This is a genomic window from Arthrobacter sp. 01T419 (genome assembly GCF_056398865.1).
Genome location: NZ_JBFTQF010000011.1, coordinates 76,223 through 90,865 on the forward strand (window position 1 = coordinate 76,223; position 14,643 = coordinate 90,865).

The window sequence follows — 14,643 nt, forward strand, 5'->3', positions numbered from 1 at the left end:
CCTGTTTTGATGTCCGCTCCGACCGTGTGACAACAGGTCCAAGAGCCGCATCGGCTAAACTTGGCTGGTAAGAGCCCCGGAACTCTTGCTGATCCCGCCGGTGAACTTTTGCGAAAGTCTGCGGGCAGGGCCGAAAGATTCGGGGCGTTCTCATGTACGGCGCTGAGCCTTGGTGACCCCGCCAGGACCGGCCCGAAAGAATGGGGGAGGATCCCATGCCAGCTATCGTGATCGTCGGAGCCCAATGGGGCGACGAAGGCAAAGGCAAAGCAACCGACCTGCTCGGTGGCCGCGTTGACTACGTGGTCAAGCCCAACGGCGGCAACAACGCCGGGCACACCGTTGTGGTGGGCGGTGAGAAGTATGAGCTCAAGCTCCTTCCTGCCGGCATTCTGAGCCCGAACGCGATTCCGATCATCGGCAACGGCTGCGTGGTGAACCTTGAAGCGCTGTTCCAGGAGATTGACGGCCTGGAAGCCCGCGGCGCCGACACGTCCCGTTTGCGCGTCTCGGCGAATGCCCACCTCGTAGCGCCGTACCACCAGGTGTTGGACAAGGTCACGGAGCGCTTCCTCGGCAGCCGCGCCATCGGCACCACAGGGCGGGGCATTGGCCCGGCCTACATGGACAAGGTGGCCCGCCTGGGTATCCGCGTCCAGGATGTCTTCGACGAATCGATCCTCCGCCAGAAGGTGGAAGGGTCCCTGCGCCAAAAGAACGAACTCCTGGTCAAGGTCTACAACCGCCGCAACGTGGTGGTGGACGAGATCGTGGAGTACTTCCTGTCTTACGCTGAGCGCCTGCGGCCGCTGGTGATTGACAGCACCCTGGTCCTCAACAATGCACTGGACGAGGGCAAGGTGGTCCTCATGGAAGGCGGCCAGGCCACGTTCCTGGACGTCGACCACGGCACTTACCCGTTCGTGACGTCTTCCAACCCGACTGCCGGCGGTGCGTCTGTTGGCTCGGGCATCGGACCCACCCGCATCTCGCGCTCCATCGGCATCATCAAGGCTTACACCACCCGGGTCGGCGCCGGTCCGTTCCCCACGGAGCTCTTCGACGAAATGGGCATGTACCTGCAGAAGACCGGCGGCGAGTTCGGCGTCAACACCGGCCGCCCCCGCCGCTGCGGTTGGTACGACGCTGTCCTGGCCCGCCACGCATCCCGCGTCAACGGCTTTACGGACTACTTCGTCACCAAGCTGGACGTTTTGACGGGCATCGAGCAGATCCCGGTCTGCGTAGCCTACGACGTCGACGGCGTCCGCCACGACGAAATGCCCATGACCCAGACCGAGTTCCACCACGCCGTGCCGATCTTCGAGTACTTCGACGGTTGGACCGAGGACATCACCGGCGCCAAGACCCTGGAAGACCTCCCCGAGAACGCACGCAATTATGTGCTGGCCCTTGAGAAGCTCTCCGGCACGCGCTTCTCCGCGATCGGCGTCGGGCCGGACCGGGACCAGACGATCGTGGTGCACGATCTGATCGAGGATTAGACACCAAAGCCAAATCACGACGACGGCGGGTCGCCCTTTCAGGGGGCGGCTCGCCGTCGTGCGTTGAAGCTATTTGGAACCCAATATCTTCCTGCTTCCGATCGATGACTTGAACTGGACAAACGTGATGAGGGTGTTCAGCTGTTGAGTGCAAGGACCCTTGTTGGGTGTGCCAAGGATGGTGATCGTGATGGTCTCTGCGGTTTCGGCGATTCTTGCCCGGTTGGGAGCGCTGCACTCGAAATTTGAGGTTGTTAAGTACACCCGATTTTCCGTATCATCGATTCGATTCAGGGTCCAAGGCAGAATTGGCGAACCATCCTCGGGGCCGGTCTCGATGGGCATCCCGGCGTTCGTGCTGGTCGGGGTGGAATCCGGGTATGGGCCGAGTGCGTTTTGATCGTTCCGACCGCAGCTGAGGAGCGTCCCTGCAAGACATATGGACACGATCAGGGTCACAGTGCGTGCGCCTCGCGAGCATGCTGACTTAACAATGGGCAACCGACACTCCAAAGGTACTGGGCACGTCGTTGATATGGGTGGAGCAAAGTTGGGTTCCACCCAACCTTAGGCCTTGATCAATGCCAAAAACGGGCTCGGAAAAAACTTTTGGAATACGCGTAACCCTTTGGGGTGCCCCGACGATTACCTCTTTGAAAGGCCGAGCTGAAATTTGTCCCCCATCAGGTTTCAGCTCGGCCCTTTTCATGTCTGAAGGGTTTCGTGGATGTACACAGTCCGGGAGAGGCGAGCCTCCGGAACGGAAAGCCGGTCCTTGGGCTTCATGGGAGCAGCGGTTAAGCTAGGTGAGGTTGTCCGGCCGTGCGGCATTTCGGCGGCAACAAGGATCTCGTTTCAATCCGGACATTTGCTCCCCAACGAAAGCCACGCTTCTGTGACCGACGTCTTGACCGATGCAGCCTTGCGCGCCCTGCAGGGCCGGGAAGCTGAACTGTTCAGTGCAGTGTACCAAGCCTTCGCGGGCCAGGTGCTCGGCTACCTGACAGCAAAAGGCGTCTCGGATCCGGAAGCTGTCACCCAGGACGTCTTTCTTGCTGTCCTGCCGCGTGTTGAGACCATCACCGGCGGCGTCAGTGGTCTGCGGACATTTGTATTTTCGGTAGCCCACGCCCGGATGGTGGATGACCATCGTCGGCAAAGCAGGGCCCCGGAGCACCACGAGTTTGAACCTGAGCGTGACACGCGCCAGTCGAGTTCGGCGGAGGCCGAAGCGATGGACCGTGTTTCGCCCCGGGAAGTCATGGGCCTGCTGGGCCTCCTTCGGGAAGACCAGCGGGAAGTCCTGTCACTTCGGATCATTGCTGGTCTGACAGTGGAACAGGCCGCCGAAATCATGGGGAAAAGCCAAGGCGCGGTCAAGCAACTGCAGCGCCGGGCGTTGAATGCACTCCGCGAGCACTCGGTAGTAAAGGAATACGTGGCCCCATGATGCGTTGGGATTGCAAGGACATTGACCGCGACGCGATCATCCATGAGCTCATGCTTGAGGCTGGACTGGCGGACGATCCCGCGCTCACGGACTCCTTGAAAGCACTGGAATCGTTCGCGTCCATGCCCGCGCCGGTCCCCGGCCAGGCGCTTGCTGCGCTCCTGGCCGGTACCGCCGTGGGAGTTGGCCCCGTTGCCGGAGTTGGCCTGGCGGCCGGAAGCGGGGCGACCGGAAGCGGGGCGACCGGAAGCGGGGCGGCCACTGCCGACCCTGCGGAAGAATATCCCCTCGATGAGCTCGGCAAGCGTCGTCAGCTGCGCAAACACCGCCCTGCCGTCATTGGTGCCGCTGTCCTGACCGCCATGGGCTTGGGCATCGGGGGCGTTGCGGCCTCGAGTTCCGGATTTAGCAAGGGGACTCCCGATTTCATGCAGTCGCTGATCTCCGACTGGGCGCCGGGCTGGACCACTGCTCCGCCGTCGCTGGTACCTCCAGCCCCGGCCGGCGATTCCCCGAAGGTCACCACCCACCCGGCGCCTGTCGATCTGCCTGCTCCTGCCGTAGCACCGGAACCGGTCATCGCGCCTGTCTCCGAAGCAGCCGCACCGCCTGCGGTTGAGCCTTCGCCGGACGTGGTGCCGTCGCCCACGGATCCCGCGGAAATGAAGGATTCACCAAAGCAGGGGACAGTGGGGCAGCCCGGGGTACCGAAGACGGCGCACACCGAGCCCAAGACAGATTCCCAAGGCGTACTCAAGCAGGCAACGGACACCTTGCCGAAATGGAGCAGCAAGGAGTTCCAGGATGGACTGCTACAGGTCCTCCAGGACAGCAAGGCCGACCCCTCGGGAAAGTCCCAAGGAGCGTCCCTGCGCTGGCTCTTCGGACTGGCCCGCTAACACCGCCTGGCGCGAATCCCAGTCAATAATTCGGCCAAGTGACCCGCGAAACCACGGTAGTAGGCTGGGGGTATGGCACATGTCAACGATCCGGCAGTCATCGACCGGCTTATGCGAACAAAGGGCCGCTGGGCAATCGTGGGACTCAGCACGAATGAGTGGCGCTCCGCGTTCGAAGTGRCTCTCTACATTCGCGACACCATGGGCATGGAGATCGTCCCGATCAACCAAAAAGGCGAAGACGTCCACGGTGAAACCGGCTACAAGTTCCTGGCCGATGTGCCCCTCGAACAGCCCATCGACGTCGTCGACTGCTTTGTGAATTCCTCGCGCGTTGGCGGCGTGGTGGACGAAGCGATTGCGGTGGGAGCGAAAGCAGTGTGGCTCCAGCTCGGCGTGATTGACGAGGATGCGGCGGAGCGGGCTAAGAAGGCGGGCCTGGACGTCGTGATGAACGCTTGCCCGGCGCAGATGGGCTGGCGAAGCGACAACTAGTGGCGCCTTCTGTTAACCGGCCGCTGTTACACTCCGGGGGCAATCACCCGAATTCGAAACCAGGGAACCCAATGTGCGACGACCATCCCTCCACTGCCAGCCGACGTACTGCGCTCGGCCTCCTCGGGGCATCCCTCGTGGCAGGGCTCGGAGCTTGCGCTGCTCCCGGAAACCTGTCCGGAGAAAGCCCGACGGCGGCTCCCGGCAGTGCGGGCGCCGCGCCGTCGTCGTCGGGATCGCCAAGCATCGCATCGGGCCCCACGCCTAGCCCGGGGCCCCCCAAGCGGCTCCGGCGCTCCTTTGTCCCTGACTTTGCCCTGCCGCCTATCCAAGGCGGGCTGGCTCCTGTGATCACCAAAATCCCCACCAAACATCCCGTGGTGTTCCTGACGATCGATGACGGAGTGGTCAAGTCCCCGGAAAGCGTCCGCCTCCTCGCGGAGAATGACTACCCGGCCACACTGTTCCTGACGAGCAACACGGTCCGCGACAACCCCGGGTTCTTCAAGGCGTTCATGGCGCAGGGGAGCTTGGTCGAAAACCATACGGTGAGCCACAACGTCAACATGGCCACACAGTGGGGTTACCAGCGGCAATTGGATGACATCGCGGGCATGCAGGATTTTGCCGTCCAGCAGTACGGCCGCAGGCCCACCCTGTTCAGGCCACCTGGGGGTGCCTACTCCACCACCATGAGGCAGGCAGTGGCTGCCGCGGGCCTGAAAGCGATCATTACCTGGGAGGTCAAGGCAAATGCCGGGCGCATGGACTACCAATACGGAAATTCGCTACGTCCCGGCGACATCGTCCTGATGCACTTCCGCCCCGAATTCGCGGCCGATTTTGCGGCATTCCGTTCCGCGCAACTCGCCGCCGGACTGGAAGTGGTGCTCCTGGAGGACTTCCTGGGCGTTGCGTGAGGCTGGGTCTCCGTTAGTCTCAGTGCATGGATGCTGCTACCCTTCGCCGAATCTGCCTGGGCTTCCCCGGGGTTTTTGAGGACTTTCCCTTCGGCCCGGAAACGTCAGTTTTCAAAGTCCGTTCCGCCGTGTCCGGGGGAGCCAAGCAGGAGGGCAAAATGTTCGCGGCCTCCGCCATGGACGACCATAACCTGGCGGTGAGCCTCAAATGTGATCCTGCCCTGGCTGTGCAATTGCGGGCGGCCCATCCGGAAATCACTGGCGCCTGGCATATGAACAAGACGCACTGGAATGGCGTGCGGCTGGACGGCGCACTGCCGGACACCATGGTCCGGGACATGGTGGAGGACTCCTATGACTTAGTAGTTTCGTCATTGAGCCGCAAGCAGCAGGAACAGTTGGGCTGGGCTCGCCTCGCGAAGGAGTGACACGCGGACCCTGTCCACTGCTTCGGCTAGATTGTCATTGCACCGCACCTTCCAACGCCCCGAAGCAATCAGGAGGAGCCAGATGCTTGAACAAGAGACCCTCGATGAGCTGTGGGCTTTTGAGGACCCCGCGCTGTCGGAAGCCCGCTTTCGCGAAGCCATGGAGGATCCTGCCTACGATGCTTTTGAACGGGCCGAGCTCGCCACCCAATTGGGCCGGGCCATCGGTTTGCAGGGCCGCTTCGAGGAGGCGGATGCCCTCCTGGACGGGATCGACGCCGAAGAGGAGCCGACCCTTGCGGTGCGGATTCTCCTGGAACGTGGGCGCTTGCTCAACTCCGCGGGCCACCCGGCCATGGCGGTTCCGCTCTTTGAGCAGGCGGCCGAATTGGCGGACCTCTTAGGCGAAGATTTCCTCGCCGTCGACGCGCTTCACATGCTCGCTATTGCGGACTCCGGACACCAGGAATCATGGACGCGCAGTGCGCTCGAGTACGCCTCCGCCGTCGAGCATCCCCGCACCAAACGGTGGATGGTTTCCCTGCACAACAACCTCGGATGGGCGATGTACGACGACGGTCGCCGCACCGAGGCAATGGTGGAGTTCCAGCTCGCGGAGCAGTGGGCTGAGCGGGTAGGAACCGAGCAACAGCGGCGATTGGCCCGCGAGGCCGTTGCTGAGTGTGCAAAATCCTTGAATTTACGGGGCTAAACAGGCCGAATGACCCCTTCGGAGCGGCAGCCTCGTCAGATCACATTTTGACAAAAGTTGATTGAAACTGCCCTCAAATATTGCTTTTCAATCATTCGTGGTGAAGTATGTCACACGAAGGGCGCGTCGCAGCGGCGGTGCCCGGACCGATCGACTGCCGGCCGAGGCGCCGTCAGAGTTCGGTACTACGAGTCTCTGGAGGGTTTTAGGATGAACGTTCAGCAGCAGTCCTTTGCACGTCGTGGTTTCCTCCGCGGCGCGCTTGCCGCGGCCGTGCTTGTGCCGTTGGCCGGCTCGGTGGCCTCCTGCGCAGCCGGTGGCGGCGGAGGATCCACCGGTCCTACGGGGACCGTTTCAGATGCCAACCCATTCGGTATGGCAGACAAGTCCACCGTTGACGCGGTGATCTTCAAGGGCGGTTACGGAATCGACTACGTCGACTTCGCGGGCAAGGCCTTCGAAAGCGCACATTCGGGTTCCACCGCCAAGATCGCTCCCTCCACGGATATCGCGCAGGAACTTCAGCCGCGATTCGTTGGAGGCAACCCGCCGGACTTGATCGACAACTCCGGTGCCAAGGCAATCGGCTTCAGTGCCATCCTGCCGCAGCTTGAAGACCTCACAAGCGTTATTAATGCCAAGAACCTCGAGGGCAAGGTCATCAAGGACACCCTCTACGGCGGCGTGCTCGCCCCGGGTACTTTCAACGGCAAGCTGGCCGCCTTGAACTACGTGCTGACCGTTTACGCCATGTGGTACTCGGATTCATTCCTCAAGGACAATGGTTGGACCGTGCCGAAGACCTGGGACGACATGTACGCCCTCGGCGAGCAAGCGAAGGCGAAAGGCAAGTACCTGTTCGTCTGGGGCAAAGAAGCAGCCACTTACTACCAGGAAATGGCGATTGCTTCCGCCATCAAGGAAGGCGGCCACGACGTTCGCCTCGGCCTTGAAAACCTGAAGGCGGACGCCTGGTCCCACCCGGCCATCCAGAGCGTCTTCACGGCCTTGGACAAGATCGTCAAGGCGGGCCACTTCAAGCCAGGTGGCTCGGGTACGCAGTTCACGGCAGCACAGGCACAGTGGAGCAACGCCCAGGAAGCCGTGTTCTACCCGTCCGGCTCGTGGATCGAAAACGAGATGAAGGACCAGACCAAGTCCGGATTCAAGATGACCGGCGTTCCGATTCCCACCGTGACCTCGGGATCCAAACTTCCTTACGAGGCAATGCACAGCGCTTCCGGCGAGCCCTTCATTGTTCCTTCCCAGGGCAAGAACGTTGCTGGCGGCAAGGAATTGCTGCGTGTCATGCTCTCCAAGGATGCTGCCACCAACTTTGCCAAGACCAAGCTCGCCCCCACCATCGTCAAGGACACTGTTCCCGCCGATGGCTTCGGCTCCACTGCCCTGGTTTCCCAGACCACCCTTCTCAACGCGGCCGGATCGAACATCTTCACGTGGAACTTTGTTGACCTCTACGGGATGAACAAGGACCAGTTGGTTGTCTGGAACACCTTCCTGGACGGAAAGTCCGACGTCGCCACCCTGACGTCGGCCCTGCAGAAGATCACCGACAAGGTCCGCAACGACAGTTCGGTGACGAAGATTGAAGTGAAGTGACTCCAGTGAAAACCCGAACGAGCCGGAACGACGTCGGCCTCACCGCCGTCGTTCCGGAAAGTGCTCCACCGGTGGTCAGGCGGAGGCGCAAGCCCCTGACGTGGGACAAGGTCAGCTTCTTTGGAGTGTTCCTTGGCCTTCCGCTGGCCATCTACATTGTGTTTGTGATTTCGCCCTTCGCACAGGCGTTCTACTACTCCATGACCGACTGGTCCGGGTTCTCGTCCAAGATGAACTTCATCGGCCTAGAGAACTATCGCAAGATCTTCACGGACGACATCTTCATGAAGGCCTTGGGCAACAACATCCTCCTGGTGATCTTCCTGCCGATCATCACCATCATCCTCAGCCTGGTGCTGGCGACCCTGGTGACCGTGGGCGGGAGCAGCAAGGGGCAAATCAAGGGTTTGCGCAACTCTAGCTTCTATCGGGTTGTGTCCTTCTTCCCGTACACGATCCCGGCAATTGCCATCGGCATCATGTGGGGCCAGATCTACGATCCTTCCGGCGGTCTGTTGAATGGCATGCTGACCTCCTTGGGGCTTGACCAGTTCAAGTCCTATGCCTGGCTGGGTGACAAGAGCACCGCCATGATTGCCACGATGTTCGTGATCGTGTGGGGTTTCGTCGGCTTCTACATGGTGCTGTTCGTCGCAGGCATCAAAGGCATTCCGGCCGAAACCTTCGAAGCGGCGAGGATTGACGGCGCAGGGCGTTTCCGTACCGCCGTGTCCATCACTATCCCGCTGATCCGCGACAACATCCAGACCGCCTACATCTACATGGGCATTCTGGCCCTGGACGCCTTTGTCTACATGGCTGCGCTGAATCCCGGCGGTGGTCCGGACAACTCCACCCTGGTGATGGCCCAGCAGCTCTTCTTTACTGCTTTCACCAAGAGCCAGTTCGGCCTGGCTAGCGCCATGGGCGTTGTGCTGGCCATAGCCACCCTGATCTTCTCGGGCATCGTGTTCCTGGTGAACAGGCTCACTGGCGGCGACAAGGATGTGTCCAACTAATGACTAGCAAACTCGCCTCGGAGCAGCGCACCTCGCTGCATTTCAACCCGAGCAAGTCGGCCACCACCACCAGCGACAAAGTGGTGGGTGCAGTTTCGCACACAGCGCTCACCATCTGGTCGCTCATTGTGATCCTGCCCTTGCTCTGGACTTTCATGTCTTCCTTCAAGACGTCGAGCGAGATCTTCGCCTCTCCGTTCGCCTTGCCCTCGCAGTGGCGATTCGACAACTACCTCCGAGCCTGGTCCGAAGCCGGCATTGGAAGCTACTTCCTGAACTCGGTCATTGTGGTGGGGTCTGCCTTGGTGATCGTCATGGTACTGGGCGCCATGTGCGCCTACGTCCTGGCGCGCTACACCTTCCCGGGCAGCAGGGCCATCTACTACCTCATGTTGGCCGGGCTGACCTTCCCGATCTTCTTGGCCATGGTCCCGCTGTTCTTCATCATGAAGAACCTCGGCCTGCTCAATACCTTGCCGGGCCTCATTCTTGTGTACGTCGGCTTCGCTTTGCCCTTCACAGTGTTCTTCCTTTTCTCCTTCTTCAAATCCTTGCCCTTCGAAATCGGTGAGGCGGCTTCCTTGGACGGAGCGGGGGAGTGGCGGACGTTCTTCCAGGTCATGTTGCCGATGGCCAAGCCAGGTCTCGCTTCCGTGGCCATCTTCAACTTCCTGGGCTTGTGGAACCAGTTCCTGATTCCGGTGGCGATCAACGCAGCCGGACCGCGCGTTCTGTCCCAAGGGCTTGCTGCCTTCGCAGGCCAGATGGGCTATGCAGTGGACTTCGGCGCTTTGTTCGCTGCTGTCACGGTTACCGTGGTTCCCGTGCTGATCGTCTACGTCATCTTCCAGCGTCAGCTTCAAGGCTCCGTGTCGCAGGGTACGTCCAAGTAGCACGACCAAGCTAAATAGGCGCCCGACGGCGGTTCTCACCTTTGGTGGGGACCGCCGTCGTGGTTTCCCCAGCGGTGGCGCCTCTAGGCGCGGGGCGCCATCAGAGCCGCTGGTAACGGGAACGGAGCAGGGAGAAGATCCCGTAGGCCACGAGCCCGAGGCCCACACCCGCCAGCACCCATCCGCCGAAGGGTTGTTTCAGGAAGGCCTTGAGCGCCGCGTCGAGGCCGCCTTGTTGGGATGGGTCGTGCGCCATCGTGGCGATCAGGATGAGCAGCCCGACGGCGCCGAGCGCGACTCCTTTCGCGCAATAGCCGAACACGCCCAGCACCGTGAACGCGTCTCCCGGGACCCCGGACGGTCTTTCGCGCAGGTTCTTTTCATACCTGCGTGTGATCCCCAAGAAGATATAGGTACCCGCAGCAGCCAGCAACGCGGCCCCGACGATCACAAGGAGGACAGTGCCCGGGGTGCTGGACATGAGGTCTGCGCTGATTGTCCGGGATTTCTCGCTGCTACTGCTTGGACGGCCCACCGCGAAACTGCCGAATGTTACCGCGGCCGCAGCGAAGACGACCGCCTGCCCGGCCGCCTTGAGCCTCTTTTGCAACTTCTTGGGAGCTTTCCGTCCGCTCCACCCCATGACCGCGTCGCTCGCCATGTAGAGAGCCAAGACTCCGCACGCCACCAGGCACGCCCACAGGAGGACGACGCCGCCAGGCGTGGCAGCCATCTGGGCGACCGCTCCGCTCTTGTCGGCCTGCCCCGATTCGCCGAACGCAATCCGCAAGGCGATGACCCCGATGAGGAGGTGGATCAGCCCTATGGCGACGAAGCCTGCCCGTGCCACTGCCCGGACGGCCGGTGAATCCTTGGCTTCGTGGACGGCGTCCCCCACCGAATCGGCGCCCCGGGACACCGCGTTGCCAGCCTTGTTCGCATCATCGTCTTTGCCCACGGATCTCCTTCGGCCTGCCTTTATCTTGCCACCGTGAGCCTCCGGAAGGGAGGGAGGGCGGCTGGTCGATACCATGGGCGCATGTGGATCGCTTGGATCGAGTTCGACATCCTCCTCGGCGAGGTATTCAGCTTGAAGGAGAAACGCTCCCTCGTGCGTCCGCTCATCGCCGAGCTGAAGCGGCGCTTCGAGGTCTCGGCGGCCGAGACCGGGCACCTGGACCAGCATCGACGAGCCCTCATTGGTGCAGCGGCGGTGGCCCCGGACCGGGCGCACCTCGTGGAGGTGCTCGACGCCGTCGAACGCTTTGTTGCCGCCCGCCCGGAACTGGAGCTGCTGAGTGCCCGACGCCGGGACCTCCATAGCGAGGACTGACCCAACCGTCGATCCTCGCTCACTTATGTGGGGTTCTGGCGGAACGCTCGCTCACCTGTGTGGGGCAAACGGCGGACGCTCCTGCAGATCATGAACTGCAGGAGCGCTCGGCCAGCGGCGTTCTATCGGCAGGAGCGTCCGCCAATGGCGCCAAAAGTGAGCGAGCGTTGCTCGGAAGGCGCGTATATGTGAGCGTGCGTCGCCTCCAAACTCCCGATATCTGCAGGAGCGTGGTTAAAAACGATTGCTCCCCGCCGCCGGGGGCGGTAGGGAGCAATCGAAAGTGGAACCGGTGAGGCTAGCCGAAGTACTTCGGCAGGGTGGCCTCGTGGGCTTCGTTAAGAGCGTCCAGGGACAGCTCGTCCACGCCGTTGATCTCTAGCTTGCCGCCGGCAGCGTCGACGACGCCGATCCGGAGGTGGGCGAAGCCGCGGGCGGTGCACATGTCCTTGAAGCGGACTTCCTCGGAGCGCGGAACGGACACGATTGCCCGGCCCTGTGACTCGGAGAACAGCGCCGTGAACAGGTCCACGCCGTCGCGCTCCACGAGTTCCTCCAGCGCAATCCGGGCGCCGACGCCGTAACGCAGTGAGGACTCCACCAGTGCGGCAGCGAGGCCGCCCTCGGAGAGGTCGTGTGCGGCGTCGATCATGCCATCCCGCGAAGCGTTGATGAGGATTTCGCCCAGCTGGCGCTCGATGGACAGGTCAACCTTCGGCGGCAAACCACCGAGGTGTCCGCGCAGGTTGGACCACTCCGAACCGTCCAGCTCCGCAGCCGTGGTGCCTAGCAGGTAGATGGCCTGGCCGTCTTCCTTCCAGCCCGACGGGGTGCGGCGCGCGACGTCGTCGAGCTTGCCCAGCACTGCCACCACCGGCGAGGGGTGGATCGGGACGGTACCTGTCTGGTTGTACAGCGAGACGTTGCCGCCAGTGACCGGGACACCGAGCTCCATGCATGCGTCGGACAGGCCACGAATGGCCTCGGCCAGTTGCCACATGACGTCGGGGTCCTCGGGGGAGCCGAAGTTCAGGCAGTCGCTGACAGCCATCGGGACCGCGCCGGAGGTGGCGACGTTGCGGTACGCCTCGGCCAGTGCCAGCTGCGCGCCGTGGTACGGATCGAGGTAGGTGTAGCGGCCGTTGGCGTCGGTGGCCAGGGCCACGCCAAGGCCGGTTTCCTCGTCCACGCGGACCACTCCGGCGTCGTCCGGGAACGCCATGGCGGTGTTGCCGCCGACGTAGCGGTCGTACTGCTTGGTGATCCAGGCCTTGCTGCACATGTTCGGCGAAGCAATAAGCTCTGTGATGGCGGCGGCCAGTTCCCCGGAGGTCGATGGACGGCCGGCGTCTTGCACGGAACCCGTGAAGGTATCGGCCTGCACGGAATCCTGCCACGAGGGGCGTGCGAACGGGCGGTCGTAGACCGGACCGTCGTGGGCAACGGTGCGCGGGTCGACGTCGACAATGACTTCGCCTTCCCACGTGATGATCAGGCGGCCGGTATCGGTCACCTCGCCCAGCCAGGAGTATTCCACCGCCCACTTGTCCATGACCGCTTCGAAAGCGGCAATGTTCTCGGGCGTGACAACGGCCATCATGCGTTCCTGCGACTCGGACATCAGGATTTCGCCCGGGGTCAGTGTGGGGTCGCGCAGCAGCACGGAGGTCAGTTCAACCTGCATGCCGCCGTCGCCGTTGGAAGCGAGTTCAGACGTTGCGCAGGAGATGCCCGCGGCGCCGAGGTCCTGGATACCCTCAACCAGCGAACCCTTGAAGAGTTCCAGGCAGCATTCGATGAGCACCTTTTCTGCGAACGGGTCGCCAACCTGGACAGCGGGGCGCTTGGAAGGCTTGGTGTCATCGAAGGACTCCGAAGCCAGCACCGAGGCGCCGCCAATGCCGTCGCCACCGGTGCGCGCACCGAACAAGACAACCTTGTTGCCCTTGCCGGAGGCGTTGGCCAGGCGGATGTCCTCGTGGCGCATGACGCCGACTGCCAGTGCGTTGACCAGCGGGTTGCCCTGGTACACGGAGTCGAACACCATTTCGCCGCCGATGTTCGGCAGGCCAAGCGAGTTGCCGTAGCCACCGATGCCGGCCACGGCGCCGTGCATGACGCGGGCCGTGTCCGGGTGGTCGATCGCACCGAAACGCAGCGGATCCATCACGGCCACCGGGCGAGCGCCCATGGAGATGATGTCGCGGACAATGCCGCCAATACCGGTTGCGGCACCCTGGTAGGGCTCCACGAACGACGGCGAGTTGTGGGACTCGATCTTGAACGTCACGGCCCAGCCGTCGCCCAGGTTGGTGACGCCGGCGTTTTCGCCGATGCCCACCAGCATGTCCTTCTTCATCTCCTCGGTCACCTTTTCGCCGAACTGGCGCAGGTGGTTCTTCGAGGACTTGTAGGAGCAGTGCTCGCTCCACATGACGGAGTACATGGCGAGCTCGGCGCCGGTGGGGCGGCGGCCCAGGACCTTCACGACCTCGTCGAACTCGTTCTCCTTCAGGCCGAGTTCGGCCCAGGGGAGCTCGGTGTCCGGGGTCTTGGCTGCGTTCTCGACGGTGTCGATGTTGAACTTCTTGCCGACGGTTTCAGCAGAGGTAGTCACTGTGCGCCTCCCACGATCTTGTTCAGGACGGAGGTGAAGAAGCCCAAGCCATCCGTGCCGGCGTTGGACTCCGGACCGAATCCGGGCTCTACCGCGTGCTCCGGGTGCGGCATGAGGCCTACCACGTTGCCGGCGGCGTTGCTGATGCCGGCGATGTCGCGGCGCGAGCCGTTCGGATTCCAACCGACGTAGCGGAACACCACGCGGCCCTCGGCCTCAAGGGCGTCCAGGGTCTTCTCGTCGGCGATGTACTGGCCGTCCTGGTTCTTCAGCGGAACCGTGATTTCCTGGCCGGCCTCGTAGTCCGAGGTCCAGAAGGTGGTGTTGTTCTCCACGCGCAGCACCTGGTCGCGGCACAAGAACTTCAAGTGGTCGTTCTTGATCATGGAGCCGGGGAGCAGGTGCGACTCGGTCAGGATCTGGAAGCCATTGCAAATACCCAACACGGGCAGCTTGGCGTCGCTGTTGGCAGCATCGATGATGCGGGACATGAGCGGCGCGAAGCGCGAAATCGCGCCGGCGCGCAGGTAGTCACCGTAGGAGAAACCGCCCGGGATGACGACAGCGTCCACGTCGGCCAGGTGAGTGTCGGCATGCCATAGTGCGACGGCGGTGCCACCTGCCATGCGTACCGCACGGGCGGCGTCGCGGTCGTCGAGCGTTCCGGGGAAGGTGACGACGCCGATCTTGGCCCCGCTCAATTGGGGTTCGACGGCCACAGGGGCTCCGCCGATCAAAGGAAGTTCAGTCAT

General features: G+C 62.5%; 14 protein-coding genes. 11 read left to right on the forward strand and 3 right to left on the reverse strand.

Going from position 1 to position 14,643, the window contains the following annotated elements:
• The first annotated feature begins 215 nt into the window (after positions 1–215).
• The 10 genes from AC1DLO_RS16065 (at position 216) to AC1DLO_RS16110 (ending at position 9,941) form a co-directional block, all read left to right on the forward strand.
• The gene (locus tag AC1DLO_RS16065; protein WP_184741361.1) at positions 216–1,505 is read left to right on the forward strand and encodes an adenylosuccinate synthase; all 1,290 of its coding nucleotides are present in this window, start codon (positions 216–218) and stop codon (positions 1,503–1,505) included.
• Between the two features lie 895 nt (positions 1,506–2,400).
• On the forward strand, positions 2,401–2,955 hold the full coding sequence (locus tag AC1DLO_RS16070; RefSeq protein ID WP_476890548.1) for an RNA polymerase sigma factor: 555 nt from the start codon (positions 2,401–2,403) through the stop codon (positions 2,953–2,955).
• Positions 2,952–3,854, forward strand: a complete 903-nt coding sequence (locus tag AC1DLO_RS16075; RefSeq protein ID WP_476890549.1) for a hypothetical protein — start codon at positions 2,952–2,954, stop codon at positions 3,852–3,854. Before AC1DLO_RS16070 ends, AC1DLO_RS16075 begins: the two co-directional genes overlap by 4 nt.
• A gap of 72 nt (positions 3,855–3,926) precedes the next feature.
• On the forward strand, positions 3,927–4,349 hold the full coding sequence (locus AC1DLO_RS16080; protein WP_476914524.1) for a CoA-binding protein: 423 nt from the start codon (positions 3,927–3,929) through the stop codon (positions 4,347–4,349).
• A gap of 71 nt (positions 4,350–4,420) precedes the next feature.
• Positions 4,421–5,269, forward strand: coding sequence for a polysaccharide deacetylase family protein (locus AC1DLO_RS16085; RefSeq protein ID WP_476890551.1), 849 nt, complete (start codon positions 4,421–4,423; stop codon positions 5,267–5,269).
• 26 nt (positions 5,270–5,295) lie between these two features.
• Positions 5,296–5,697: an MmcQ/YjbR family DNA-binding protein gene (locus tag AC1DLO_RS16090; protein WP_184741356.1), complete on the forward strand. Its 402-nt coding sequence runs from the start codon at positions 5,296–5,298 to the stop codon at positions 5,695–5,697.
• Positions 5,698–5,779: 82 nt separating this feature from the next.
• A complete protein-coding gene (locus tag AC1DLO_RS16095; RefSeq protein ID WP_184741355.1) occupies positions 5,780–6,409 on the forward strand; it encodes a tetratricopeptide repeat protein in 630 nt (209 codons plus the stop codon).
• Between the two features lie 210 nt (positions 6,410–6,619).
• Entirely contained in the window at positions 6,620–8,029 is a 1,410-nt protein-coding gene (ngcE, locus tag AC1DLO_RS16100; protein WP_476890552.1) for an N-acetylglucosamine/diacetylchitobiose ABC transporter substrate-binding protein, read from the forward strand.
• A 5-nt stretch (positions 8,030–8,034) separates the two neighbouring features.
• A complete protein-coding gene (locus AC1DLO_RS16105; RefSeq protein WP_476890553.1) occupies positions 8,035–9,048 on the forward strand; it encodes a carbohydrate ABC transporter permease in 1,014 nt (337 codons plus the stop codon).
• Positions 9,048–9,941 (forward strand): carbohydrate ABC transporter permease, encoded by an 894-nt coding sequence (locus tag AC1DLO_RS16110; protein ID WP_184741352.1) that lies wholly within the window; start codon positions 9,048–9,050, stop codon positions 9,939–9,941. Before AC1DLO_RS16105 ends, AC1DLO_RS16110 begins: the two co-directional genes overlap by 1 nt.
• 100 nt (positions 9,942–10,041) lie before the next feature.
• Here the strand turns inward: AC1DLO_RS16110 and AC1DLO_RS16115 are convergent, their stop codons facing one another.
• Positions 10,042–10,899 (reverse strand): DUF1206 domain-containing protein, encoded by an 858-nt coding sequence (locus tag AC1DLO_RS16115; protein ID WP_476890554.1) that lies wholly within the window; start codon positions 10,897–10,899, stop codon positions 10,042–10,044.
• Positions 10,900–10,980: 81 nt separating this feature from the next.
• Between AC1DLO_RS16115 and AC1DLO_RS16120 the strand changes: the two genes are divergently transcribed.
• Positions 10,981–11,274, forward strand: a complete 294-nt coding sequence (locus tag AC1DLO_RS16120; protein WP_184741350.1) for a DUF503 domain-containing protein — start codon at positions 10,981–10,983, stop codon at positions 11,272–11,274.
• Positions 11,275–11,572: 298 nt separating this feature from the next.
• Here the strand turns inward: AC1DLO_RS16120 and purL are convergent, their stop codons facing one another.
• Both purL and purQ read right to left on the reverse strand, forming a co-directional pair.
• A complete protein-coding gene (gene purL / locus AC1DLO_RS16125; protein ID WP_476890555.1) occupies positions 11,573–13,891 on the reverse strand; it encodes a phosphoribosylformylglycinamidine synthase subunit PurL in 2,319 nt (772 codons plus the stop codon).
• Complete coding sequence (purQ, locus tag AC1DLO_RS16130) at positions 13,888–14,643, reverse strand: phosphoribosylformylglycinamidine synthase subunit PurQ (RefSeq protein WP_476890556.1); 756 nt, start codon at positions 14,641–14,643, stop codon at positions 13,888–13,890. Before purQ ends, purL begins: the two co-directional genes overlap by 4 nt.